Below are 24,484 nucleotides of genomic sequence, written 5' to 3'. Positions count from 1 at the left end.
CGATCAAAACCTGCACAATCTGGCTACGGCCCACCGACGTGATCGTCAAACGACCGAGTCGCCCTCGATCTTACCCGGTTCCAGAGCCCGAAGCAGGCAGTACCTGCGCCAGCGCAATCTTCAGCTTGTCAGTGATCTCGCCGATCTGATCCTGCGTCAGGATGAAGGGCGGCGCGAGCAGGATATGATCGCCGTTGCGCCCATCCCGCGTGCCCGCCATCGGATAGCAGATCAGCCCGGCCTCGAACGCGGCCCTCTTCAGCTTGCCCGCAATACCTAGGCCGGGATCAAAGGGCGTCTTGCTCTCCCGGTCGGCCACCAGCTCGATCCCGCGGAACAACCCGCGCCCGCGCAGATCGCCAACATGAGGATGCTGGCCAAAGGCCTCGACCAATGCGCCATGCAATGTCTCGCCCATCTCGGCGCTGCGCTGCACCAGCCCGCGATCCAGCAGCGCCCGCACCACCGCCAGCCCCGCCGCCGTTGCCACCGGGTGCCCGATATAGGTGTGGCCATGTTGGAAAAACCCGCTGCCGCCTTCAATGGCGTCATAGATCCGGCGGCTGCACAGCATCGCGCCAATCGGCTGATAGCCAGCGCCCAGCCCCTTGGCGATACAGAGGATATCGGGCGCAACACCATCCGCCTCGCAGGCAAACAGATGCCCGGTGCGCCCCATGCCGCACATCACCTCATCCAGAATGAGCAACACGCCATATTGGTCGCAGATTTCGCGGATACGCTTGAAATAGCCCTCAACCGCAGGCACCGCGCCGGATGTCGCCCCCACCACAGGCTCCGCCATGAAGGCCATGACCGTCTCAGGCCCAAGCCGCAGGATCTCCGCCTCCAGCTCATTGGCGACACGCTGGCCATAGTCATAGCTGCTCTCGCCGTCGCCCCGATCGACATATTCATAGCAGGGCGCGATATGCGAAATATCAATCAGCAACGGCGCAAACTGCTGGCGTCGCCATTCATTGCCGCCCGCCGCCAGCGCCCCCAGCGTATTGCCGTGATAGCTCTGCCTGCGCGCGATCACATGACGCCGCGCGCTGTCGCCGCGCTCCAGATGATACTGCCGCGCCAGCTTGATCGCGGCCTCGGTCGCCTCGGATCCGCCAGAGACGAAATAGACCCGGTCCAGATCCCCCGGCGCCTGTGAAATCAACAGATCCGCCAGCGCCTCGGCCGGTTCCGAGGTCATGAACCCGGTATGGGCAAAGGCCAGCTGGCCCACCTGCGCCTGCACGGCTGCAATCACCTCGGCATCGGAATGCCCCAGACAGGACACCGCCGCGCCGCCGGAGCCATCGAAATAGCGTTTGCCATTGGCATCAATCAGATAACAGCCATCGCCCCCAACGGCAGTGGGCAGATTGGCCTTGGTGTGGCGCGGAAAAACATGGCTCATGGCTGAGCTCCTTGATCATTGAAAACAGAGCGCGCACAAGGCAGATGCCCCGCCGCACCGGCACGTTCGACAAAAGCCGCGACAGAGGCCGCGTTGTCAGGATACTCCGAACCGTCCGCAGCCTGGGTATTGTTTTCAAACCCGATCCGCAGCCGCCCCCCGGCCTCAAGCCCCGCCAGCAGGCAATCATGTTCCCTATGGCCAAAAGCGCAGAGCCCCCAGTCCAGATCCAGATCCGCAGTTGCCGCCAGAAACGGGCGCAGCTCCGACGGATGGGCCAGACGCGGCGGCGCGTAGCGTCCCAGAACGAATATCGCTGACCGCATCGCTGCGGGAATCCGCCCCGCAGCATAGCCCGCCCGCAGCAGGGCCACACAGTTCAGGTCATAAAGGATATGCTGCACCTGTGTCCCGGCCTCGGCGCAGATCGCATAGGCCCGCGCCGCCAGATCCGCATCGCGTGCCAGCTCCCGCACCGAGATCGAGGCCGCCGCCGGACGCAGCGCCTCCAGACAGGCCAGCTGATCGGCCACGTCAAAAATCCCGGCACTCTCGGTGGTGATCTGGATCGCCATGCCCGGCGCGGCCTCGGCCACCGCCGTCATCGCCTCCCGGTAGCGCGCGGCATCCAGCGAATGCCCCCCGTCCCGGTCGCGCACATGTAGATGCAGCGCATCCGCCCCGGCGCGCTGACAGGCCGCCGCCGTCGCGGCAATCTCCGCCGTACGCAGTGGCAGCGCTGCATGATCCGCCTGCTGCCGCCGTGCCCCATTGGGGGCCACCATCAGATGATATGTCGTCAACGCGTCGCTCCGCCTGTGTCCTGCACCGATCTGGCGCAGAACAACACACGTTCTCAATCCGGCAATTCCAGAACATATGTTTTTCACCGAACTCATCCGCCAGCTCCGCGTCTGGAGCTAAATTGCGCCGACAACTGGACCTAGAGCAAAACGGAAATATAGCGTTTCGTAGTGACAGGGCGAGTCTGGCCAGCCGACCGGTGGCGGATCGCATTTTCGAACAACTTGGAAAGGGCATGTCATGGATGGCACGTTCAATGAAAACGACCTGAGCCGGGTCATCGCCGCCGACAAGGCCAACGTCTGGCATCACCTGATCCAGCACAAACCGTTTGAGGAAAACGACCCCCGCATCATCGTCGAGGGCAAGGGTATGCGGGTCTGGGACCAGAACGGCAAGGAATGGCTCGATGCCGTCTCCGGCGGTGTCTGGACCGTCAACGTTGGCTATGGCCGCGAGGAAATCGCCAAGGCGGTCTACGATCAGCTGATGAAACTCTGCTATTTTGCCCAGTCGGCAGGGTCGATCCCCGGTGCGCTGTTCGCCGAGAAGCTGATCTCGAAAATGCCGGGGATGAGCCGGGTTTATTACAACAACTCCGGCTCCGAGGCGAATGAGAAAGCCTTCAAGATGGTGCGCCAGATCGCGCACAAGAAATACGGCGGCAAGAAAACCAAGATCCTCTACCGCGACCGCGACTACCACGGCTCGACCCTCGCGACGATGTCCGCAGGCGGTCAGGAAGAGCGCAATATGCAATACGGCCCCTTCGCGCCCGATTTCGTGAAGGTTCCCCACTGCATGGAATACCGCAAGCACGAGCTGGGTCTGGAGCATCTCTCCGGCAAGGAGTTCGGCATTGCCGCCGCCAACCTGATCGAAGAGGTCATCCTGCGCGAAGGCCCCGACACCGTCGGCGCGCTCTGCCTTGAACCGGTGACCGCAGGCGGCGGCGTCATTGAGGCGCCCGAAGGCTACTGGCCGCGCGTGCAGGAGATCTGCAAACAGTACGACATCCTCTTGCACATCGACGAAGTGGTCTGTGGCGTTGGCCGCACCGGCACCTGGTTCGGCTATCAGCACTACGGCATCCAGCCTGATTTCGTGACCATGGCCAAAGGTGTGGCCTCCGGCTATGCCGCGATTGCCTGCCTTGTCACCACCGAGGAGGTCTTCAACATGTTCAAGGATGACGCCAGTGATCCGATGAACTACTTCCGCGATATCTCCACCTTTGGCGGCTGCACCGCCGGCCCTGCGGCCGCGCTGGTCAATATGCAGATCATCGAGGATGAGAACCTGCTCGACAATTGCACCGCCATGGGCGCGCGGATGAAGGCCAACCTGGAGGCGCTGATGGAGAAACATCAGGTCATCGGCGATGTCCGCGGCAAGGGTCTGTTCCTCGGCGCCGAACTGGTCGCTGACCGCGAGACCAAGGAACCGGTGGACGAGAAACTGGCGCAGGCGGTTGTGGCTGAATGTGGCAATCAGAACGTCATCATCGGCGTGACCAACCGCTCCATTCCGGGCAAGAACAACACCCTGTGCTTCAGCCCCGCGCTGATCGTCACGCCGGAAGACGTGGACAAGATCACCGACGCGGTGGATGTGGCCCTGACCAAGGTGTTTGGCTGATCACCCCCCATCAGGCCTGATAAGTCAGGCCTGACAGACCGGTCCAATCTGGCCTGATCGAAAAATCCAAAGGTGGCCCTTACCACAGGGCCACCTTTTCTGCATCTCTGGGTCGGATGTTTCAGATCAAAGGTGCGCAACCATGTGGGCGTCTCCCCTGCCGCTGACGGGCAAGACCGTCAGCCTCACCCCGCTTCTGCCCGATCACGCCAGCGATCTGGCAGAAGCCGCCGCCGACGGTGACCTGCACCGGCTGTGGTACACGACAGTGCCCGCACCGCAGGATATCGGAGCCGAAATCAGCCGTCGCCTTGCCCTGCAACAGAGCGGCAAAATGGCCCCCTTCGCCGTGCTGGATCAGACAGGTCGCGCGGTCGGCATGACCACCTATATGAACATCGACGCCGCCAACCGCAGGCTGGAAATCGGCTCCACCTGGTATCGCAGATCGGTGCAGCGCAGCGGGATCAACACCGAATGCAAACGGCTGCTGCTCACCCATGCGTTTGAAACGCTCGGGGCCATCGCGGTGGAGTTCCGCACCCATCGTCTCAACCGCCAGAGCCGGGCCGCCATCGAACGGCTCGGCGCGCAGCTCGACGGGATCCTTCGGGCGCATATGATACTGGCCAATGGCACCCTGCGCGACACCGCCGTCTATTCCATCACCGCCGCCGAATGGCCCACGATCCGCGCCCACCTGCAACATCTGTCAGACAGGTAACCCGGCCCGGTACGGCGGATCCGCTTTCTCACCATCACCATCATCACGGGCAAGATGCGGCATCACGGGCCTGACGCGGCGGCTGGGTTTTCCTCCGCAAGCGTGCAAAAAACACGTAAGTCCAGATTGCACCCCATTTATGTCCAGCCTACAGTGATTCATGGCTATCTCTGTCGACACCTTCTTTCTGAACCCCGACGCGCAAGGCACCCTGCAGGCGCAGATCCAGGAAATGATTGCCGAGGGCATTCTCTCCGGCCGCCTGCGGGTCGGGGAAAAACTGCCGTCCTCGCGCAAACTCGCCGCGCATCTGGGCATCAGCCGCATCACCGTGACGCTGGCCTACACAGAGCTGCTGGCCAATGATTACCTGATCTCCAGAGGGCGGTCGGGCTATTATGTCTCTGAAAACGCGCCGGTGCCGCCCAGCTATGCGCCCTCGCAGAAATCGGCCGATACGGTCGACTGGGCCTCCACCATCGTCGGCAACTACTGCGGCGGCGATACGCCCCGCAAACCGCAGAACTGGCGCGACTACCGCTATCCCTTCATCTACGGGCAGGCCGATGCCACGCTGTTTGACCACGCCAACTGGCGGCTCTGTGCCCTGCGCGCGCTGGGGCAAAAGGATTTTGCGGCCCTGACCAACGACTATTTCGATCAGGACGACCCGCTTCTGGTGGAATATATCGCCCGCCATACCCTGCCCCGGCGCGGCATCTCTGCCCGGCCCGAGGAGATCCTGATCACCCTTGGCGCCCAGAACGCGCTCTGGCTGGTGACCCAGCTGCTGCTGGGACCGGGCCGCAAGGCCGCGCTTGAGGATCCGACCTATTACACCTTGCGCGATCAGCTGGTCTATCGCGGCTGCCAGATCGACTGCCTGCCGGTGGATCACGACGGGCTGCCCCCGGATGCCATTCGCGATGACACCGATGTCATCTTCACCACCCCCAGCCACCAGAGCCCGACAACCGCCACCATGCCGATGGCGCGGCGCAAGCAGCTGCTGGAACGCGCCCGCGAGATCGACGCGGTGATTGTCGAAGACGATTATGAGTTTGAAATGTCCTTCCTCGGCGCGCCCTCCCCCGCGCTGAAGTCGCTCGATGCCGATGGCCGGGTGGTCTATGTCGGCAGCTTCTCCAAATCGCTCTTTCCGGGGCTGCGCCTTGGCTATCTGGTCGGCTCCGAGCCATTTATCCGTCAGGCCCGAGCGCTGCGCGCCAATGTGCTGCGCCACCCGCCCGGCCATGTGCAGCGCACCGTGGCCTATTTCCTGTCGCTCGGCCATTACGACGCCCAGATCCGCCGCATGGCCAAGGTGCTGCATGACCGCCGCTGCGTGATCGAAACGGCGGTGACCGATCACGGGCTCAGCGTCGCCGGGGTCGGCGTCTACGGCGGCTCTTCCCTCTGGATGCGGGCCGAGGATCACGTGGATACTGCGGTTGTTGCCCGATCGCTGGTTGAAAAAAGCGTCCTGATCGAACCCGGCGCGCCCTTCTTTGCCGCCGAACACCGCAAACAGAACTATTACCGGCTGGGCTATTCCTCGATCCCATCCAGCCGGATCGAGCCGGGTCTGGCGCTGCTGGCCGATGCCCTGCGCCCCTGCCGCGCAAAGGCAGGCTAGCCCTGCAAGGCAATCCCACTCGGACCGCCCCAAAGCCTGCCCGGTGCCTGCCCCAAGCGTGCCTGAAGCGCCATCAGGACGCGATCAGAACGCGCTCGGGACGCGCCGTGCCTGCGCCCCGTTTGCCGCCGCAGCGCAGCATTCGGCACGCCCCGGAATACTGGTCTTAATCCAGCCCGCGAACTGGCCCTAACCGCCCCTCGCGCGGCGGAATACACCAGAGTCATCCCGGCCTCTGTGCCGGCCCTATTGGCGTCTCATCAGGAGAACACGCGATGAAAATGACCACCGAGGAAGCATTTGTAAAAACACTGCAAATGCACGGCATCCAACATGCGTTTGGCATCATCGGCTCGGCCATGATGCCGATTTCCGACATCTTCCCCGAAGCCGGCATCACTTTCTGGGACTGCGCCCATGAAGGCTCCGGCGGGATGATGGCCGATGGCTACACCCGCGCCACCGGCAAGATGTCGATGATGATCGCCCAGAACGGCCCCGGCATCACCAACTTCGTAACCGCCGTCAAAACCGCCTACTGGAACCACACGCCGCTGCTGCTGGTCACCCCGCAGGCCGCGAACAAGACCATCGGTCAGGGCGGTTTCCAGGAAATGGAACAAATGCGCATGTTCGCCGACTGCGTGGCCTATCAGGAAGAGGTCCGCGACCCCACCCGCGTGGCCGAAGTGCTGAACCGTGTGATCATGAACGCCAAACGCGCCTCGGCGCCTGCGCAGCTGAACATCCCGCGCGACATGTGGACCCAGGTCATCGACATCGAACTGCCCGCAATCGTCGAATTCGAACGCCCCTCCGGTGGCGAAACCGCTGTCAGCGATGCGGCCAAACTGCTCTCCGAAGCCAAGAACCCGGTGATCCTGAACGGTGCCGGTGTTGTCCTGTCCAAGGGCGGCATCGCCGCGTCGAAAGCACTGGCCGAGCGTCTGGATGCTCCGGTCTGCGTGGGCTACCAGCACAACGATGCCTTCCCCGGCAACCACCCGCTGTTTGCAGGTCCGCTGGGCTACAACGGGTCCAAGGCCGGCATGGAGCTGATCAAGGACGCCGACGTCGTCCTCTGCCTCGGCACCCGTCTGAACCCGTTCTCCACCCTGCCGGGGTACGGCATGGAATACTGGCCGGCCAACGCCAAGATCATTCAGGTCGATATCAACCCCGACCGCATCGGCCTGACCAAGAAAGTCTCCGTCGGCATCATCGGCGACGCCGCCAAAGTGGCCAATGGCATTCTGGCGCAGCTGAGCGACACCGCCGGTGACGCGGGCCGCGACGAACGCAGGAACCGCATTGCGGAAACCAAATCCCGCTGGGCGCAGCAGCTGACTGAAATGACTCACGAGGACGACGATCCGGGCACCACCTGGAACCAGCGCGCCCGCGACGACAAACCCGACTGGATGAGCCCGCGCATGGCATGGCGCGCCATCCAGCAGGCCCTCCCCCGTGAGGCGATCATCTCCTCCGACATCGGCAACAACTGTGCCATCGGCAACGCATACCCCTCCTTTGACGAAGGCCGCAAATACCTCGCCCCCGGCCTGTTCGGCCCCTGCGGCTATGGTCTGCCCGCTGTCATCGGCGCCAAGATCGGCTGCCCGGACACCCCTGTCGTCGGCTTCTCCGGCGACGGCGCATTCGGCATCGCCGTGACCGAGCTGACCGCCATCGGCCGCGAGGAATGGCCCGCCATCACCCATGTCGTGTTCCGCAACTACCAGTGGGGCGCGGAGAAACGGAACTCCACCCTGTGGTTTGACGACAACTTCGTCGGCACCGAGCTGGACGAGCAGGTCTCTTATGCAGGCATCGCCAAGGCCTGTGGTCTCAACGGCGTTGTGGCCCGCACCATGGACGAGCTGACCTCGGCGCTGGCGCAGGCCATCGAGGACCAGAAAAACGGCAAGACCACCCTGATCGAAGCCATGATCAACCAGGAACTGGGGGAACCGTTCCGCCGTGACGCCATGAAGAAGCCGGTCCGCGTGGCAGGCATCGACAAGGCCGACATGCGCGAACAGCAGGTCTGACGCAAATGCCCCTGCCTTTTGATCTCTCAATGGGCGCGGGCGCCTTTCTGGCCGCCGCATTGTTTGCGGCGGCCTTTATCCGCGGTTACTCCGGCTTTGGCTTTTCCGCGATCTTCATCATCCTTGCCGCTCTCATCACCAACCCGCTGCCGCTGATCCCTGTGGTCTTTGCCTGCGAGATTGCGATGACCGTCTTTCAGGCGCGCGGCATCCGCCCCCATATCGACTGGCGCAGATCGGCGGCCCTCTTGGCAGGTGCCGCCGTTGCCACCCTGCCCGCCGTGGCCGTGATGGCGCGCCTTGGCCCGGATCAGGCCCGGCTGGTGATCTCGGTGCTGATCTTTGCGCTCAGCCTGCTCCTGCTCAGCGGCTGGAGCCTCGCGCGGCCCATCGGCACCGCCGGTCATGTCGCCGTGGGCATGGCCTCCGGCATGGCCAACAGCGCAGGTGTCGGCGGTCTACCCGCCGCCGCCTTCATGACCGCGCAGCCGATCCCGCCTGCGGTGTTTCGCGCCACGATGATCGTGTTTCTCACCGGCATCGACCTGATGGCCCTGCCGGTGATGTCCGCCCATGGGCTGACCGGGCCGGACACGCTCTGGGGGGTTCTCCTTGCCTTTCCGATCCTTGGCGCGGGCGTCTGGGTCGGTTCACGCGGCTTTGCGCTCGCCGCGCCGCATCTGTTTCGTCGCTATGTCGTCACCCTGCTGGCGGCTCTGGCCGCCCTCAATATCGCGAAGGTTGCGCTATGAGCCCCCGATCCGCCGCCGATATCCTGATCCTCAATGCAGGATCCTCTTCGATCAAATTCGCGATCTTCGACGCCGACCTCACTCAGCGGCTCGCCGGTCTGGCCGAGGGGATCGGCACGCCGCAATCGCGCCTGCGCATCGCGGGCGACAGCCGGGACAGCCAGTTCCCCACCCATGCCGAGGCGCTGGCGGCCATTCTGGCAGCGCTGCCGGACCATGGCATTGATCCCGCAGATCTGGCCGCCGTGGGCCACCGGGTGGTGCATGGCGGGCGCAAGCTGACCAAGCCGGTGCGGATCACCCCCGATATCCGGGCCGAGATCGCCGACTGCACGCCGCTTGCCCCGCTGCATAACCCCCATAGCCTTGCCGCGATCGACACCATGGCCGCCACCGCACCCGATCTGCCGCAGTTTGCCAGCTTTGACACCTCGTTTCACGCCACCAACCCCGAGGTCGCAACGCGCTATGCGATCCCCCGCGTGGAAGAGACCAAGGGCATCCGCCGCTACGGGTTTCACGGTCTGTCCTACGCCTCGCTGGTGCGGCGCCTGCCGGAGATTTCCGGCGCCGCCCTGCCCTCGCGCCTGCTGGCGTTTCACCTCGGCAATGGCGCGTCGCTCTGTGCGATCCGCAATGGCCAGTCCGTTGCCACCACCATGGGCTATTCGCCCCTGGATGGCCTCACCATGGGCACGCGGTCAGGCGGGATCGACGCCAATGCGGTGCTGCGCCTGGTCGAGGACAACGGCCTAGACCGCACCAAGGCGATCCTCAACAATGAAAGCGGCCTGCTCGGCCTGTCAGGTGGCAAATCCGACATGCGCAACCTGATGCTCGACCCCAGTGCTGACAGCGCCTTTGCCATCGAACATTTCTGCTATTGGAGCCTGCGTCATGCGGGCAGTCTGATTGCCGCAATGGAGGGGCTTGATGCCATCGCCTTCACCGGCGGCATCGGCGAAAACGCGGTGGGTGTGCGTGCCCGCATCCTGCGCGGTCTGGAATGGATCGGCGCGCGGGTGGATGTGGATGCCAACCACGCCCGCAAATCGCGCCTGCATGCGGCCAGCTCCAAGGTGGCGATCTGGGTGGTCGAGGCCGAGGAAGAACGCCAGATCGCCATGGATGCCCAGACCCTGATGGGGACGCCATGATCGCCGCCCCCGCCCTCCTGCCATCTCACGCGCCGGATCAGATCTGCGCCACCGTCAGAACGGTCGCCGCCACGATATCCTCGACCGAGGCGCCCCGGCTCAGATCGCAGACCGGCTTGGCAAAGCCCTGCAAGAACGGCCCCAGCGCCTGCGCGCCGCCCAATTCCTGGCAGAGTTTGTATCCGATATTGCCCGCATCCAGCGTCGGGAAGATCAGCACATTGGCCTCAACCGGGGCGATGCCCTTCTTCTCGGCAATCCCAGGGTTCAGCGCCGCATCCGCCTGCACCGGACCTGCAAACCCGCTGGCCTCTGCCGCCGCGCGCACCAGCGCCACACTGTCGCCATCGCCCGAAGTGCCGGTGGAAAACGACAGCATCGCAACCCGCGCAGCCCCCAATAGCGCCTCGGCAGAGCGCGCAGAAGCCCGTGCAATATCAGCCAGTTGCGCGGCATCCGGCGCCACGTTGACGGCACAGTCGGCAAACACCAATTCGCGCCCATCGGGAAAGATCATCAGGAAAAACGACGAGGCGGTGCTGACCCCTGCATCCAGCCCGATGCCGATGCTCGCAGCTTCGATCACCCGGCGCGTGGGCACATCCGCACCCGCCACCATCGCATCCGCTTCGCCCGCAGAAACCATCGCGGCCGCGCGGTACAAGGGTTTTGCGAGCATCCGCTTGGCAATCCCCTCTTTCATGCCGCGCGCGGCCACCAGCACCTCCACATGCGCGTCAGACAGCGGCGCCAAAGGCACCGCCTCCACCAGCCCCGCGCGGGTCAGCTGGTCGACGGCGGCCGCCACCCTCGGGTCGTCCATTTCGGGGAACACCACCCGCGCCCTATGGTTGCGGGCCTGCGCATATGCCTTTTCAAGTACAGTCATTTTTATCTCCCTTGCGGGGAAAGGAGCCAGCAATGAGCGATGACGTCAAGATCAACCGGGGCCTCAAGGGGATCTACTTCGAACGCTCCGGGGCCTCCGACATTGATGGCGCCAAGGGCGAGCTGAGCTATCGCGGCTATTCGATTCACGATCTCGCCACCCACTCCACCTTCGAGGAAGTCTGCTACCTGCTGATCCACGGCGAGCTGCCCACTGCCGAGGAACTGGCCGGTTTTGACGCCGCGTTGAAATCCGCGCGGGTGCTGCCGCCGGCGGTGCTCGATATCATCCGCGCCACCAAGGATGGCCATCCGATGGACGTGCTGCGCACTGCCGTCTCCGCCCTCGCCGCGCTCGAACCAGACAGCCAGCAGGTGGGCGAAGACGCCTTCGTTGCCAACGGGATCCGGCTGATTTCGCAGGTGCCGATCATCATCGCCGCCCATGACGCGATCCGAAATGACCGCGAGGTTGTCGCGCCCGACATGGATCTCAGCCATGCGGGCAACTGGCTGTGGATGCTGAAGGGTGAAAAACCCACAGCCGAGGCCACCCGGCTGGCGGATGTGGATTTCATCCTGCACGCCGAACATGGCGCCAATGCCTCCAGCTTTGCCGCGCGCGTCACCATCGGGACCGAAACCAATCTGCACGGCGGCATTGTCACCGCGCTCTCCACCCTTGCAGGTCCGGCCCATGGCGGCGCTGCCGAAGACGTGATGAAGATGGTGCATGAGATCGGCACCCCCGACAAAGCCGCCGCCTATGTGAAGGCCAAGCGCGCCGCCAAGGAGGCCGTCACCGGATTTGGCCACCGCGTCTACCGCAAGGAAGACCCCCGCGCGCGGCACATGCGCGACGGCGTGCGCCAGCTGGGTGCGGAAATGGGCGCGCCGGAATGGTATGAAATCCTGCAAGCCGTGGTCGAGGCGATGCAACCCTACGCGCGCCATGGTCTCAACGTGAATGTCGATTTCTACTCCGGCGTGATCTACCAATTGCATGGTATCGCGATGGATCTCTACGTGCCGATCTTTGCCATCGGGCGGATGCCCGGCTGGATCATCCAGTGCATCGAACAGCAGCGCGGCAATATCCTGATCCGCCCGCTGACCCTTTACAACGGGCCGGAACCCCGCGCCTATATTCCGATAAATACGCGCTGATCCGCGACACTCCGCGCCATATCACATAACGCCGCCCGGCCCATGCAGGCCCGGCGCATCATCAAACAGGGACACCATGGCACATACCCAGCCCCAGCTAGACACCTCGCCGCCCGTGTCGGACGAGATCCGCCAGACCACCTGCTACATGTGCGCCTGCCGCTGCGGCATCAACGTCCACATGAAAACCGGCGAGGACGGCCAGAAGAAAGTCGCCTATATCGAAGGCAACCGCGATCACCCGGTGAACAAGGGCGTGCTCTGCGCCAAAGGCTCCGCCGGCATCATGCAGCACAACGCGCCCTCGCGTCTGCGTGCGCCGATGAAACGCGTCGGCCCGCGCGGCTCCGGCAAGTTCGAGGAAATCTCCTGGGACGAGGCGCTGGACATCGCCGCGGGCTGGCTGGAACCGATCCGCGAGGATAACCCCGAAAAGCTGGCGTTTTTCACCGGCCGCGACCAGTCCCAGAGCTTCACCAGCTTCTGGGCGCAGAACTTCGGCACCTGCAACTATGCAGCCCATGGCGGTTTCTGCTCGGTCAATATGGCCACCGCCGGCATCTACACCATGGGCGGCGCGTTCTGGGAATTCGGCCAGCCCGACTGGGACCATACCAAGCTGTTCCTGCTGTTCGGCGTCGCCGAAGACCACGACAGCAACCCCATCAAGATGGGCATCGGCAAGATCAAAGCGCGTGGCGCGCGGGTCATCGGGGTAAACCCGATCCGCTCCGGCTATAATGCCGTGGCCGACGATTGGGTCGGCATCACGCCGGGCACCGACGGGCTGTTCATCCTGTCGCTGGTGCATGTGCTGATGAAGGCCGGCAAGATCGACCTCGACTACCTCGGCCAGTTCACCAATGCGCCGGTGCTGGTCAATCAGGATCCCGCCAGCCCCGACTATGGCCTGTTCCTGCGCGACGATCACGGCGCGCCGCTGGTGATCAATCGCACCACCGGCAAGCTGGCGCCCTTTGACATGCGCGGCGTGCGCCCCGATCTGGGCGGCTCGTTTGAACTCAATGGCATCACCCATGTGTCGGTGTTCCAGCTGATGGCCCAGCGCTATCTCAGCGACGATTACGCCCCCGAAGCGGTGGCTGATCGCTGCGGCATCCCCGCCAAACGCATCCGTGCCATCGCCGCCGAACTGGCCCGCGTCGCCTTTGACGAGGCGTTTGAGCTGGATCAGGAATGGACCGATTTCCGCGGCGAAACCCATAAAACCATGAAGGGCCGCCCGGTTGCCATGCACTCCATGCGCGGTGTCTCGGCCCATGCCAACGGGTTCCAGACCTGCCGCGCCCTGCATGTGTTGCAGATCCTTCTGGGCACGGTCGAGGCCCCCGGCGGCTTCCGTTTCAAACCACCCTACCCCAAACCGGTAGAGGCGCATCCCGCCCCCCATTGCCGCGTCACCCCGAACAAACCGCTGGATGGCCCGCATCTGGGCTTTGTCCATGGGCCGGAACATCTGGCGCTGAAAACCGACGGCAGCCCGGCGCGCATCGACAAGGCCTTTACCTGGGAAAACCCGATGTCCAGCCACGGGCTGATGCATATGGTGATTTCCAACGCCCATGCCGGCGATCCCTACAAGATCGACACGCTGTTCATGTATATGGCGAATATGTCGTGGAACTCCTCGATGAACACGCGCGGCGTGATGGAGATGCTGACCGATACCGACGACAATGGCGACTATGTGATCCCCCGGATCATCTATTCGGACGCCTACTCCTCGGAGATGGTGGCCTATGCCGATCTGATCCTGCCCGACACCACCTATCTGGAGCGCCACGACTGTATTTCCCTGCTGGATCGCCCCATCTGCGAAGCCGATGGCGCAGCCGATGCGATCCGCTGGCCTGTGGTCGAACCCGACCGCGATGTGCGGGGTTTCCAGACCGTGCTGGTGCAGCTTGCCAACAAGATGAAACTGCCCGGCTTCACCCATGAGGATGGCACCGCCAAATGGCAGGACTACGCCGATTATATCGTGAACCACGAACGCAAGCCCGGCATCGGTCCGCTGGCTGGCTTTCGCGGTGAAAATGGCGACAAGGTTGGCCGGGGCGAGGTGAACCCCGAACAGCTGAACAAATACATCGAAAACGGCGGTTTCTTTGTCGAACATATCCCGGCAGAGGCCAGCTATTTCAAACCCTGGAACATGGCCTATCAGGACTGGGCGGTGAACCTCGGTCTGTTCGACAGCCCGCAGCCCTATCTGTTCCAGCTCTATGTCGAACCGCTGCGCAAATTCCAGCTGGCCGCCGAAGGCCACGGCGACCGTCAGCCGCCCGACCATCTGCGCGACCGCATTCGCCAGACCATGGACCCGCTGCCGATCTGGTACGAGACCGATCAGCAGGGCAACGAAGGCTTCACCGTCAACGCCCTGACCCAGCGCCCGATGGCGATGTATCACTCCTGGGGCACGCAGAACGCCTGGCTGCGCCAGATCCACGGGCGCAACCCGCTTTATGTGCCGACCAAACTGATGCGGCAAAACAATCTCAGCGATGGCGACTGGGCCAAGGTCACCTCCCCCCATGGCGAAATCACCGTTCCGGTGATGGAGATGGCCGCGCTCAATGAAAACACCGTCTGGACCTGGAACGCCATCGGCAAGCGCAAGGGCGCCTGGGCGCTGGAGGAAAACGCCCCCGAAGCCACCAAGGGCTTCCTGCTGAACCATCTGATTCACGAATTGCTGCCGCCCAAGGGCGACGGCCTCCGCTGGGCCAACTCCGACCCGATCACCGGTCAGGCCGCATGGTTCGACCTCAAGGTGAAGATCGAGAAAGCCGCCGCGCCGGAAGATCTGAGCGAAAGCCAACCCGCCATCCCGGCGCAGGCCTCGCCGGTGGGCACCGGCCCCAAAGACCTCACATGGAAGGTGGGCAAATGATCGACCCAATTTTCTTCGAGGAAAATTGCCAAGAAAATACCCGTCTTCTTGGTTCCGCAACTTGTACTGAGGGTATGCAATGACCGAGCTTCCCACCAGGACCGACCGCAAGATGGGTCTGGTCATTGACCTTGATACCTGCGTCGGCTGCCATGCCTGTGTGATCTCCTGCAAGGGCTGGAACACCGAAAATTATGGCGCGCCGCTCAGCGATCAGAACGCTTATGGTGCTGATCCATCCGGCACCTTCCTCAACCGTGTGCATTCCTATGAGGTGCAGCCCTCTCCCTGTGCGAGCCAGCCCAACCCGGCAGCCCAGCTGGTGCATTTCCCGAAATCCTGCCTGCACTGTGAAGACGCCCCCTGCGTCACCGTCTGCCCCACCGGCGCCAGCTACAAGCGGGTGGAAGACGGTATCGTGCTGGTGAACGAGGACAACTGCATCGGCTGTGGCCTATGTGCCTGGTCCTGCCCCTATGGCGCGCGCGAGCTGGATCTGGCCGAAGGGGTGATGAAGAAATGCACCCTCTGCGTCGACCGGATCTACAATGAGAACCTGCCGGAGGTGGACCGTGTGCCCTCCTGCGTGCGCACCTGCCCGGCAGGCGCGCGCCATTTTGGCGATCTGGGGGATCCCGACAGCGATGTCTCCAAACTGGTGGCCGCACGCGGCGGCATGGATCTGATGCCGGAAATGGGCACCAAACCGGTGAACAAATACCTGCCGCCCCGCCCCAAGGACCAGATCGAGGATCAGATCGACATCCTCGCCCCGCTGCTGGCCCCCGTCGCCGAAGATCCCAAAGGCTTCCTTGGCTGGCTGGACAGGGCGCTTGATAAGCTTCCGGGACAGACCACAGGGGGGGCAAGCTGATGCATCCGGCACCATCCGTTATCATCTTCACCACTCTCTCCGGTCTGGGCTTTGGGCTTTTGACCTTCCTTGGCCTCGGCAAGCCCGAGGTCACCGGCTGGGTTGCCTTTGTGTTCTATGCCATCGCCTTTGGCTTTGCCGTGGGCGGGCTACTGGCCTCCACCTTTCACCTTGGCCGACCGGAACGGGCCTGGCGCGCCTTCACCCAGTGGAAAACCAGCTGGCTCAGCCGTGAGGGCATTTGCGCGGTTGCAGCCCTCATCGTGATGGGGCTTTTTGCCTTTGGCGCGGTGTTTCTGGACACCCATTGGTGGGCGCTTGGCTGGCTCGGTGCGGCGCTGTCGCTGGCAACGGTCTTTACCACCTCGATGATCTACACCCAGCTGAAGACCATCCCGCGCTGGAACATGTCCCTGACGCCGGTGATGTTCCTGTCCTTCAGCCTTGCGGGCGGATCGCTGCTGGCGGGGGCCGAGGCGCTGGCGCCCTGGCTTCTGGCCATCGCAGGCTCGGTGCAGCTGGCCTATTGGGCCAAGGGCGATCAGGCCTTTGCCAGCTCCGGCACCAATATGGGCACCGCCACCGGCCTTGGCGATCGCGGCACCGTGCGCGCGTTTGAGCCGCCTCATACCGGCTCCAATTATCTGCTGCGCGAATTCGTGCATGTGGTCGGGCGCAAACACGCGCAGAAACTGCGGGTCATTGCCTTTGCCCTTGGCTTTGCGCTGCCCTTGATCTGCCTGATCCTGCCAGTTGAGGGTCTGATGCTCAAACACCTGCTCGCAGGCGTCGCCGTGCTGCTGCATATCGCCGGTATTGCCGTGTCGCGCTGGCTGTTCTTTGCCCAGGCCGAACATGTGGTCGGGCTTTATTACGGCAAACGCTGATCACCACCAAAGACCACGATCAGGGCGCCCCAGCGGCGCCCTTTTTCATTGAATGCGCATCCTTTTTCAAAAAATCGCGCCGGTCATGTCACAAACCCGCCCGCTGCCTCGTCCTGTTTCTGAACCCATCAGAAAGGACCAAACCCATGACCCAACGTCTCGATTATTTCTCCGTCGCCGGTGATCTCTTCAAACCGATGCTGGAGCAGGAGAATCTGTTCAAGAACAGCACATTGGAATTCAGCGTTGTGGAGCTGGTAAAGCTGCGCGCCTCGCAGATCAACGGCTGCGCCTTCTGCATCCACATGCACACCCATGAGATGCGCGCCCACGGCGAGAGCGAGGATCGGATGCATCTGCTGAACGCCTGGCGTGAATCGCCGCTCTACACGCCCCGCGAACGCGCCGCCCTGGCGTGGTGCGAGGCACTAACGCGGGTGGAGGCCACCGCCGCGCCGGATGCCGATTATGACGCCATGGCAGACCTGTTTGAGCCGCGCGAACAGGTGCTGCTGACCCTGCTGATTGGCGCCATCAACAGCTGGAACCGCATTGCAATCGGCTTTCGCAGCGCCCACCCTGTGAGCGAGGACCAGACCACAGGGGCCAACGCCGCGTGACAGCACAGATGAAAGACACAGGAACCGATGCGTTCCTGACCGCGCGGCCGCGATTGTTTGCGGCCGCCTATAGGATGCTGGGCAGTGTGACGGACGCCGAGGACGTCTTGCAGGATGCCTATCTGCGCTGGCAATCCGCACCCCAGGGCGAGATTCTGGATACCACCGGCTATCTGATGCGGATCACCACGCGGCTGTGCCTTGATCAGCTGAAATCGGCCCGCAAACGGCGCGAGACCTACCCCGGTGAATGGCTGCCGGAACCGGTGCTCACCGATGACGCCACAGAGCAGCTGGACCATGACGTCTCGGTTGCGCTGCTCCTGGCGCTGGACGCGCTGTCGCCGCTCGAACGCGCGGCCTTTCTGCTGCATGATATCTTCGACAGCTCTTACGGGGATGTGGCCGCCGCCCTGAACCGCTCGCCCGAGGCCTGCCGCCAGCTCGCCACCCGCGCCCGCCGCAAGGTGCAGGCGCTGCGCCCCCAGCGCCCCGGCAACCGGGATGAGGGGCGCGCGCTGACCGAGGCGTTCTTTCGCGCCTCCAAGACCGGTGACACCGCCGCCCTGACCCGGCTGCTGACCGAAGATGTGCAGCTGATTTCCGATGGCGGTGGCAAGGCGACTGCGGCGCTCAACCCGATCTACGGGCGCGACAAGGTGCTGCGGCTGCTGGCGGGGCTTGCCCGCAAGAGCAATCAGACAGCCCCCGAACAATGGCGGCTGTGCCAGCTGAACGGGTTGCCTGCGATGCTGACCCGGGCCGAGGACGGCATCCTGCAAGCCACCTCTCTGGATATCCGCGACGGCCGGATTGCCCGCATCTATGTCACCCGCAACCCGGACAAGACCCGGCATCTGGCGGCGGCTCTGCCGTGATGGGTAGCCCCCCGTTGCCCGGCGGCGCGCGCAGCGTTTACCGGGCCTGCACGCCGATTGGCTAAGCTGCTGGGGATCGCGATCTGCTCCGGGATTTACGACCCCGGACACCATGGAAACCGGCCCCGCTGGCAGGAATGCCGCCGGGGTCCGTGCAAAACAGTTTGGCACCGGGGCAGTGACGCGCCCCGCAGCTTCCAGCCTTTCCCGGGATCCTTCCTCGGGGCGGCGCCGCCTTTTTATTCTCGACGGATCTGGCGCTGGGGATGTGACCCTGAACCGCCAGTTAGAGACAGAAGACAGCCCAAACGAAACAGACCGGAACGCAGCAGCGTCCCGGTCCGAAGAACCATGTCTATGGTCGGTGTTCTACGCTTACAGCAGGCCCGCGTGTACCATCGCGGCATCAATCGCGGCCTTGGTGCTGTCGGTCAGACCGGTCAGCGGCAGGCGGATCTCCTCGCTGCACAGACCCAGTTTCGACAGGCCGTATTTCGCCCCGACCAGACCCGGCTCAATGAAAATCGCCTCATGCAGCGGCATCAGTTTGTCCTGATACTCCAGCGCCAATGCGTAATCACCCGCCAGCGTCGCCGCCTGGAATTCCGCGCAGAGCTTCGGCGCCACATTGGCCGTCACCGAGATGCAGCCGACGCCGCCATGGGCATTGAACCCCAGCGCCGAGGCATCCTCGCCGGACAGCTGCACAAAATCCGCACCACAGGAGGCGCGCTGCTGCGACACACGGGCGATATCGCCGGTTGCATCCTTCACGCCGATGATGCGCTCCAGCTTGGCCAGTTCCCCCATGGTGGCGGGGGTCATATCGACAACCGAGCGACCGGGGATATTGTAGATCACGATCGGAATATCGGCGCAGTCATGCAGCTCGGTGAAATGCGCAATCAACCCGCGCTGAGTCGGCCTGTTGTAGTACGGCGTCACCACCAGCGCGGCATCGGCGCCAACCTCGGCGGCGAATTGCACAAACCGCTTGCCCTCAACCGTGTTGTTGGAGCCCGCACCGGCAATCACCGGCACCCGGCCAGCGGCGGTTTTCACCACCTCGGCAATCACGGTTTCATGCTCTTCATGGGTCAGCGTCGGGCTTTCACCGGTGGTCCCGACCGGGACCAGCGCCGTGGAACCCTGGTCAATGTGCCATTCGACCAAGCGTTTGAGCGTATCCAGATCCAGCTCGCCGTTGGAAAACGGGGTGACGAGGGCTGGCATAGAGCCTTTGAACATGGGCACGCTCCCTTTGCTGTTCGTGCAGGCGCGATTGCGCCGCCTTGGGTGATGGACATGCCGGGGATTTGAGTTGATACCGGCAGGTCACGGATTATCGTCATTGGCTCTATCCCCGGAACGTTGGAAAATGCAAGAGATGACACGCATTCTGGCCCTCATTGCCCTCATTTCCGCCAGCCTGAGCGGCCAACCTGCCATGGCGGTCGACCTTGGTCGCGCGCTGGAGCTGATGCGCTCGGAAAAATGGAGCGAGGCGGGGCGCAGTGCCGGGCGCGAAACCACCGTGGCCCGCGACGTCATCGAATGGCACCGCCTGCGGGAGGGCATGGGGTCGGTCTCCGATGTTGTGGCCTTTCTGGCGCGGCGTGCCGACTGGCCGGGGCTGGACCTTCTGCGGCGCAAGCACGAGCCGCAGATCGCCGAAGCCAGCCGCGACACCATTCTGGCCTTTTACCGCGACCATCGCCCGCAGACCGCCGAGGGCGCGCTGAGCTATGGGCGTGCGCTGATCGGAGCCGGGCAAAAGGGCGAAGGCGAGGCCGAGCTGGTGCTGGCCTGGCGTACAATGCCGATGGGGTCGGTGATCCAGGACGACTATCTGAAAGACCACGCCAAGCTGCTCTCAGCGCATCACGCGGCCCGGCTCGACCAGATGTTGTGGGACAATCACAAGGTCAGCGCGCGGCAGATGCTGTCCCTGGTCAGCGCCGATCAGCGCAGGCTGGCGGAGGCGCGCCTCGCCCTGCAAGACGCCGAGCCGGGCGTTGACGGCAAAATCGCCGCCGTCCCCGACGCGCTGAAGGATGACGCGGGTCTCGCCTATGACCGCTTTGCCTGGCGCGACCGCAAGCGGCGGCAGGAGGATGCCATCAGCCTGATGATGGACCGCAGCACCTCGGCCAAGAAACTGGGACAGCCCGAAAAATGGCTGCGCCGCCGCCGGGATCTGGCGCGGCAGGACATGCGCGACGGCAACCACGAACGCGCCTATCAGCTGGCCGCCCATCACTTTGCCACGGCGGATGCAGGCTATGGCTATTCCGACTGCGAATGGCTGGCCGGCTATATCGCCCTGCGCAAGCTCAACGACCCCGAGCTGGCCGCCTATCACTTCGAACGCTTCCTCGCTTCGGTCGAAAGCCCGATCTCAATCGGACGCGGCGGCTATTGGCTGGGTCAGGCCTATGGTGCCCACGGCGATATCGAAAAAGCCCATGCCGCCTATGCCAAGGCGGCAGATTATCAGACGTCTTTCTACGGGTTGCTGGCGGCAGAGGTTCTGGGCCGCCCCTTTGATCCCGATCTGATCACCCCGCCGCAGCTGCCCGACTGGCGCGCGGCCAGCTTTTTGAACTCCACCGTCGCAGAGGCCGGCCTGCTGCTGTTGCAGGCTGGCGATCTGGCCCTGGCGGAACGCTTCCTCACCCATCTGGTTGAGGGGCTGGGCCCGGTCGAGGCGCGGCAGCTGGGCGAGATGGCGGTGGCCATGAACGAACCGCATCTGGCAGTGATGATCGCCAAACGCGCCGCGCAGACCGGCGAAGAGCTGGAAGCGGCCTATTTTCCGCTGCATCCCGTGGCCGAGAAAGATCTGCCAATGGCGCGGGAGATGACCCTTGCCATTGCCCGCCGCGAGAGCGAATTCGACCCCATCGTGATCAGCCATGCCGGCGCGCGCGGATTGATGCAGGTGATGCCCGCCACCGCCAAGCTGGTGGCCTCGAACATGGGTCTTCTGGCCGATCACACCACCGGGCGGCTGATCTCCGACTGGTCCTATAACGCGCTTCTGGGGAGCAATTATCTGGCCGATCTGGCGGGCGAGTTCAAAGGCAATGTGGTGATGATGGCGGCAGGTTATAACGCCGGCCCCCATCGCCCAAAGGCCTGGATGGAACGCTACGGCGATCCGCGCGATGGCACGCCGGGGATTGTCGACTGGATCGAACACATCCCCTTCAACGAGACCCGCAACTACGTGATGCGGGTCACCGAGAGCCTGCCGGTCTATCGCGCGCGCCTTGGCAAACCGCCGCTGCCGGTGCCGTTTTCCAAGGAACTGGCCGGATCAACTCTTGACGCGTTCGCGCCATAGGGTGAACAGGCCGGCCGCCACGATAATGGACGCACCGATGGCGACATTGGTGCGGATCACCTCGCCAAAGACAACCACCCCAAGTGCCGCGGCCCAGATCAGGTGGAAATAGGCAAAGGGCTGCACCGCGCTGGCCTCGGCCATCTCATAGCATTTGATCAGCAGCCAATGCCCGGTCACACCCGTGAGGCACAGGACGGCCATCCACATCCAGTCGCCCTGGCTCATCGGCTCCCAGTACCAGATGCCGACAAGGGTCATTGCCACCATGCCCGCAACCCCGGTCCAGAAGAAACTGGTCGCCGTGCTGTCGCGCCGCGCCGCATAGCGGGTGATCAGACCATAAAGCGCAAACATCAGCGCCGAAACAAACGGGATGATCGCCAGCGGATCAAAGACACCGACGCCCGGTTGCAAGATGATCAGCACACCAATCAGCCCCACCGAGATCGCCGCCCAGCGCCGCCAGCCGACCTTCTCGCCCAGCACCGGCCCGCTCAGGGCCGCGACCAGCAGCGGATAGCAGATAAACACCGCCACGCTTTCGACCAGCCCAAGCACGGTAAAGGCATAGACAGCCACGCAGATTTCCGCCACCAGCAGCACGCCGCGAAAGACCTGCAACCCCAGCTGATCGGTGCGGGCCGTGGCGCGAATACCTCCCGGCGCGCGCGCCGCAAGTGCAATCACAAACAGCGCAAAGAACCAGTAACGCACCATGATCACCATGAAGGTGTTGTACTGCCCCGCCAGATGCCGCGAGATGCCATCCTGCAAGGCAAACACAATGGTTGCCGCAATCATCAGAAGCACGCCGGCGGTGACGTTGTTCTGCTGGATAATCCGGGGCGGATGAGGCTCCAGCATCTTGGCGTCGGGGCGCATGGTCATCGCAATATTGCCTTTGTCATATGCCGCTTGCGCCCGAAACCGGGCGTGCGTGTTACGTCAAATCCGGCAGCCTCCAGCCCGCGGCGGACGAATCCCGCCGCCGTGTAGGTCGCCGCCGTGCCGCCTGCCGCCGTGTGACGGGCAACCTCTTCCAGCAGGTCGTCCTGCCACAGCTCCGGGTTCTTTGCCGGGGAGAACCCGTCCAAGAACCAGGCATCCGCCTTGCCTGTCCACTCCGGCAGCGACACGCGGGCGTCGCCGGTGAGGACAGTGACACGCAGGTTGCCGAGATCGCAGACGCCCGCCCCGCCCCAGACCGCCAGAAACCGTTCGGCCCAGGGCGCCACCTCGGGAAAGGCCTGAAGCGCACGGGCCATATCATCCGTGGCCACCGGAAAGGCCTCGAAACTGGTGAAATGCAGCACCGCTGCGGTGTCATGTTCAGCCTGCGCCGTCTCCCAGGCCCGCCAGGCGGCCAGCAGGTTCAGACCGGTGCCAAAGCCGAGTTCGGCAATATGGAAATCCGCGCCCGCCTCCGCCGCAGCGGCAAAGCGATCAGAAAGATCATTGCCGCCCAGAAACACATGCTCCGTCTCGGCCAGCCCATCATGGATGGAGAAATAGGGATCGTCGAACTGATCCGACACCGGAATGCTGCCATCCCGCCAGCTGAGCCGGGCCTGCTGGTCTGCCATGCTATAATCCCCTAAGTGATGTGGTGAACGACGCGACACTGGCGAAAGGGTGCAGGAATGGCAATGGCGGATATCACCATACGCGGGGCCGGGATCTTTGGCCTGTCGATTGCCTGGGCCTGCGCACGGCGCGGCGCCAAGGTCCAGATCATTGATCCCTTTGGCGCCGGGTCAGGCTCCAGCGGCGGTCTGGTCGGCGCGCTGGCGCCGCATGTGCCGGAGAACTGGAACCCAAAGAAACAATATCAGCTGGAAAGCCTGCTGATGGCCGACGCCTTCTGGGCCGAGGTTGAGGCAACCGGCGGGGTGTCTCCCGGCTATGGGCGCACCGGGCGGCTGCAACCGATCAATGATCAGCGGACATTGGATCTGGCCCATGACCGCGCAGAAAGCGCCCGGTCGCTGTGGCAGGGACTGGCGGACTGGTCCGTCATCGCCGCCGCCGACGCAGGGCCATGGGTGCCGCCCAGCGCCAGCGGATATGTCATCCACGATACGCTGAGCGCCCGGATGCACCCGCGCCGCGCCTGTGCCGCGCTGGTGGCAGGGTTGTCCGTCATGGGGATCGAGGTGCAGGCAGAGGGCGCCGATCAGGGGCAGGTGATCCATGCCAAGGGCTATGCAGGACTGCTGGAGCTGAACGACAGGCTGGCAGGCCCCGGCGGCCCGGCCGAGGGCAAGACGCTGGGCAATGGGGTCAAGGGTCAGGCGGCGCTGTTGCGCTTTGCCGAGGGGAATGTGCCGCAGCTATATGCCGACGGGCTGCACATCATTCCCCATGCCGATGGCACCCTCGCGATTGGCTCCACCAGCGAACGTGAGTTTGACGACCCGACCAGCACCGACAGCCAGCTTGACGATGTGATCGCGCGCGCCTGCGCCGCCTTGCCGGTGCTGCATGGTGCCGAGGTGATCGAACGCTGGGCCGGGGTGCGGCCCCGCGCCCGCTCACGCGCGCCGATGCTGGGCGGCTGGCCCGGCAGGAATGGTCATTTCATTGCCAATGGCGGCTTCAAGATCGGCTTTGGCATGGCGCCAAAGGTGGCCGGGACAATGGCAGATCTGGTTCTGGACGGAAACGACGATATCCCGGACGGGTTCCGGGTCGAAGATAACTTCTGAATGTCAGGCGAAGGGGCAGAGCA

20 protein-coding genes are annotated in these 24,484 nt (G+C 63.8%); 14 read left to right on the top strand and 6 right to left on the bottom strand.

The genetic code is table 11. The annotated features are described in order from the left end of the window. Window positions 1–70: 70 nt before the first annotated feature. The gene (locus VWY34_RS19455; protein WP_416545317.1) at window positions 71–1,414 is read right to left on the bottom strand and encodes an aspartate aminotransferase family protein; all 1,344 of its coding nucleotides are present in this window, start codon (window positions 1,412–1,414) and stop codon (window positions 71–73) included. Beyond that, on the bottom strand, window positions 1,411–2,217 hold the full coding sequence (locus tag VWY34_RS19450; RefSeq protein ID WP_416545315.1) for a 3-keto-5-aminohexanoate cleavage protein: 807 nt from the start codon (window positions 2,215–2,217) through the stop codon (window positions 1,411–1,413). Before VWY34_RS19450 ends, VWY34_RS19455 begins: the two co-directional genes overlap by 4 nt. A 241-nt stretch (window positions 2,218–2,458) precedes the next feature. Between VWY34_RS19450 and VWY34_RS19445 the strand changes: the two genes are divergently transcribed. The 6 genes from VWY34_RS19445 to VWY34_RS19420 all read left to right on the top strand — a co-directional run bounded on the left by VWY34_RS19445 (window position 2,459) and on the right by VWY34_RS19420 (window position 10,176). Next, entirely contained in the window at window positions 2,459–3,856 is a 1,398-nt protein-coding gene (locus VWY34_RS19445) for an aspartate aminotransferase family protein (protein WP_340546830.1), read from the top strand. 142 nt (window positions 3,857–3,998) lie between these two features. Next, window positions 3,999–4,580: a GNAT family N-acetyltransferase gene (locus VWY34_RS19440; RefSeq protein WP_416541217.1), complete on the top strand. Its 582-nt coding sequence runs from the start codon at window positions 3,999–4,001 to the stop codon at window positions 4,578–4,580. 160 nt (window positions 4,581–4,740) lie between these two features. Continuing rightward, the gene (locus VWY34_RS19435; RefSeq protein WP_340546828.1) at window positions 4,741–6,216 is read left to right on the top strand and encodes a PLP-dependent aminotransferase family protein; all 1,476 of its coding nucleotides are present in this window, start codon (window positions 4,741–4,743) and stop codon (window positions 6,214–6,216) included. Between the two features lie 275 nt (window positions 6,217–6,491). Next, window positions 6,492–8,267 (top strand): sulfoacetaldehyde acetyltransferase, encoded by a 1,776-nt coding sequence (xsc, locus tag VWY34_RS19430; RefSeq protein ID WP_416545313.1) that lies wholly within the window; start codon window positions 6,492–6,494, stop codon window positions 8,265–8,267. Between the two features lie 5 nt (window positions 8,268–8,272). Beyond that, complete coding sequence (locus tag VWY34_RS19425) at window positions 8,273–9,019, top strand: TSUP family transporter (protein ID WP_416545310.1); 747 nt, start codon at window positions 8,273–8,275, stop codon at window positions 9,017–9,019. Continuing rightward, window positions 9,016–10,176, top strand: a complete 1,161-nt coding sequence (locus VWY34_RS19420) for an acetate/propionate family kinase (RefSeq protein WP_416545308.1) — start codon at window positions 9,016–9,018, stop codon at window positions 10,174–10,176. Before VWY34_RS19425 ends, VWY34_RS19420 begins: the two co-directional genes overlap by 4 nt. A gap of 37 nt (window positions 10,177–10,213) precedes the next feature. Here VWY34_RS19420 and VWY34_RS19415 read toward each other — a convergent pair whose 3' ends face one another. Continuing rightward, entirely contained in the window at window positions 10,214–11,065 is an 852-nt protein-coding gene (locus VWY34_RS19415) for a phosphate acyltransferase (protein ID WP_416545306.1), read from the bottom strand. Window positions 11,066–11,097: 32 nt separating this feature from the next. Here VWY34_RS19415 and VWY34_RS19410 point away from each other — a divergent pair, with 32 nt between their 5' ends. The 6 genes from VWY34_RS19410 (at window position 11,098) to sigJ (ending at window position 18,407) form a co-directional block, all read left to right on the top strand. Continuing rightward, window positions 11,098–12,231, top strand: a complete 1,134-nt coding sequence (locus tag VWY34_RS19410) for a citrate synthase (protein ID WP_416545304.1) — start codon at window positions 11,098–11,100, stop codon at window positions 12,229–12,231. 76 nt (window positions 12,232–12,307) lie between these two features. Then, window positions 12,308–15,148 (top strand): molybdopterin oxidoreductase family protein, encoded by a 2,841-nt coding sequence (locus tag VWY34_RS19405; protein WP_416545302.1) that lies wholly within the window; start codon window positions 12,308–12,310, stop codon window positions 15,146–15,148. Window positions 15,149–15,227: 79 nt separating this feature from the next. Continuing rightward, the gene (locus VWY34_RS19400) at window positions 15,228–16,022 is read left to right on the top strand and encodes a 4Fe-4S dicluster domain-containing protein (protein WP_416545300.1); all 795 of its coding nucleotides are present in this window, start codon (window positions 15,228–15,230) and stop codon (window positions 16,020–16,022) included. Next, window positions 16,022–16,909, top strand: a complete 888-nt coding sequence (locus VWY34_RS19395) for a dimethyl sulfoxide reductase anchor subunit family protein (protein ID WP_416545298.1) — start codon at window positions 16,022–16,024, stop codon at window positions 16,907–16,909. Before VWY34_RS19400 ends, VWY34_RS19395 begins: the two co-directional genes overlap by 1 nt. A gap of 146 nt (window positions 16,910–17,055) precedes the next feature. Continuing rightward, window positions 17,056–17,529, top strand: coding sequence for a carboxymuconolactone decarboxylase family protein (locus VWY34_RS19390; protein WP_014875774.1), 474 nt, complete (start codon window positions 17,056–17,058; stop codon window positions 17,527–17,529). Continuing rightward, window positions 17,526–18,407 carry an RNA polymerase sigma factor SigJ gene (gene sigJ, locus VWY34_RS19385; protein WP_416545296.1) on the top strand — a complete coding sequence of 294 codons (882 nt, stop codon included), beginning with the start codon at window positions 17,526–17,528 and terminating at the stop codon, window positions 18,405–18,407. Before VWY34_RS19390 ends, sigJ begins: the two co-directional genes overlap by 4 nt. Before the next feature lie 375 nt (window positions 18,408–18,782). On the opposite strand, the gene dapA is transcribed toward sigJ, so the two are convergent. Then, on the bottom strand, window positions 18,783–19,655 hold the full coding sequence (gene dapA, locus VWY34_RS19380) for a 4-hydroxy-tetrahydrodipicolinate synthase (RefSeq protein ID WP_340546818.1): 873 nt from the start codon (window positions 19,653–19,655) through the stop codon (window positions 18,783–18,785). Between the two features lie 139 nt (window positions 19,656–19,794). Here dapA and VWY34_RS19375 point away from each other — a divergent pair, with 139 nt between their 5' ends. Beyond that, window positions 19,795–21,753, top strand: coding sequence for a lytic transglycosylase domain-containing protein (locus VWY34_RS19375; RefSeq protein ID WP_416541209.1), 1,959 nt, complete (start codon window positions 19,795–19,797; stop codon window positions 21,751–21,753). Here VWY34_RS19375 and VWY34_RS19370 read toward each other — a convergent pair. Both VWY34_RS19370 and mnmD read right to left on the bottom strand, forming a co-directional pair. After that, window positions 21,727–22,644: a DMT family transporter gene (locus VWY34_RS19370; protein WP_260093550.1), complete on the bottom strand. Its 918-nt coding sequence runs from the start codon at window positions 22,642–22,644 to the stop codon at window positions 21,727–21,729. The genes VWY34_RS19375 and VWY34_RS19370 overlap by 27 nt on opposite strands. Continuing rightward, entirely contained in the window at window positions 22,641–23,339 is a 699-nt protein-coding gene (gene mnmD / locus VWY34_RS19365) for a tRNA (5-methylaminomethyl-2-thiouridine)(34)-methyltransferase MnmD (protein ID WP_416545294.1), read from the bottom strand. Before mnmD ends, VWY34_RS19370 begins: the two co-directional genes overlap by 4 nt. 57 nt (window positions 23,340–23,396) lie before the next feature. Between mnmD and VWY34_RS19360 the strand changes: the two genes are divergently transcribed. Next, window positions 23,397–24,461, top strand: coding sequence for an NAD(P)/FAD-dependent oxidoreductase (locus tag VWY34_RS19360; RefSeq protein ID WP_416541207.1), 1,065 nt, complete (start codon window positions 23,397–23,399; stop codon window positions 24,459–24,461). Window positions 24,462–24,484 lie beyond the last annotated feature (23 nt).

It is taken from the genome of Phaeobacter sp. JH20_02 (assembly GCF_048056915.1).
GTDB classification, from domain to species: Bacteria; Pseudomonadota; Alphaproteobacteria; order Rhodobacterales; family Rhodobacteraceae; genus Phaeobacter; species Phaeobacter bryozoorum.
Note: the sequence above shows the minus strand (reverse complement) of the source record. Positions and strands in the feature narration are given on the sequence as shown.

Coding starts and splice junctions, on each gene's coding strand:
- VWY34_RS19455 (WP_416545317.1), bottom strand. CDS start 1,414: ATGAGCCATGTTTTTCCGCGCCACACCAAGGCCAATCTGCCCACTGCC.
- VWY34_RS19445 (WP_340546830.1), top strand. CDS start 2,459: ATGGATGGCACGTTCAATGAAAACGACCTGAGCCGGGTCATCGCCGCC.
- VWY34_RS19440 (WP_416541217.1), top strand. CDS start 3,999: ATGTGGGCGTCTCCCCTGCCGCTGACGGGCAAGACCGTCAGCCTCACC.
- VWY34_RS19435 (WP_340546828.1), top strand. CDS start 4,741: ATGGCTATCTCTGTCGACACCTTCTTTCTGAACCCCGACGCGCAAGGC.
- xsc (WP_416545313.1), top strand. CDS start 6,492: ATGAAAATGACCACCGAGGAAGCATTTGTAAAAACACTGCAAATGCAC.
- VWY34_RS19425 (WP_416545310.1), top strand. CDS start 8,273: ATGCCCCTGCCTTTTGATCTCTCAATGGGCGCGGGCGCCTTTCTGGCC.
- VWY34_RS19420 (WP_416545308.1), top strand. CDS start 9,016: ATGAGCCCCCGATCCGCCGCCGATATCCTGATCCTCAATGCAGGATCC.
- VWY34_RS19415 (WP_416545306.1), bottom strand. CDS start 11,065: ATGACTGTACTTGAAAAGGCATATGCGCAGGCCCGCAACCATAGGGCG.
- VWY34_RS19410 (WP_416545304.1), top strand. CDS start 11,098: ATGAGCGATGACGTCAAGATCAACCGGGGCCTCAAGGGGATCTACTTC.
- VWY34_RS19405 (WP_416545302.1), top strand. CDS start 12,308: ATGGCACATACCCAGCCCCAGCTAGACACCTCGCCGCCCGTGTCGGAC.
- VWY34_RS19400 (WP_416545300.1), top strand. CDS start 15,228: ATGACCGAGCTTCCCACCAGGACCGACCGCAAGATGGGTCTGGTCATT.
- VWY34_RS19395 (WP_416545298.1), top strand. CDS start 16,022: ATGCATCCGGCACCATCCGTTATCATCTTCACCACTCTCTCCGGTCTG.
- VWY34_RS19390 (WP_014875774.1), top strand. CDS start 17,056: ATGACCCAACGTCTCGATTATTTCTCCGTCGCCGGTGATCTCTTCAAA.
- dapA (WP_340546818.1), bottom strand. CDS start 19,655: ATGTTCAAAGGCTCTATGCCAGCCCTCGTCACCCCGTTTTCCAACGGC.
- VWY34_RS19375 (WP_416541209.1), top strand. CDS start 19,795: ATGACACGCATTCTGGCCCTCATTGCCCTCATTTCCGCCAGCCTGAGC.
- VWY34_RS19370 (WP_260093550.1), bottom strand. CDS start 22,644: ATGACCATGCGCCCCGACGCCAAGATGCTGGAGCCTCATCCGCCCCGG.
- mnmD (WP_416545294.1), bottom strand. CDS start 23,339: ATGGCAGACCAGCAGGCCCGGCTCAGCTGGCGGGATGGCAGCATTCCG.
- VWY34_RS19360 (WP_416541207.1), top strand. CDS start 23,397: ATGGCAATGGCGGATATCACCATACGCGGGGCCGGGATCTTTGGCCTG.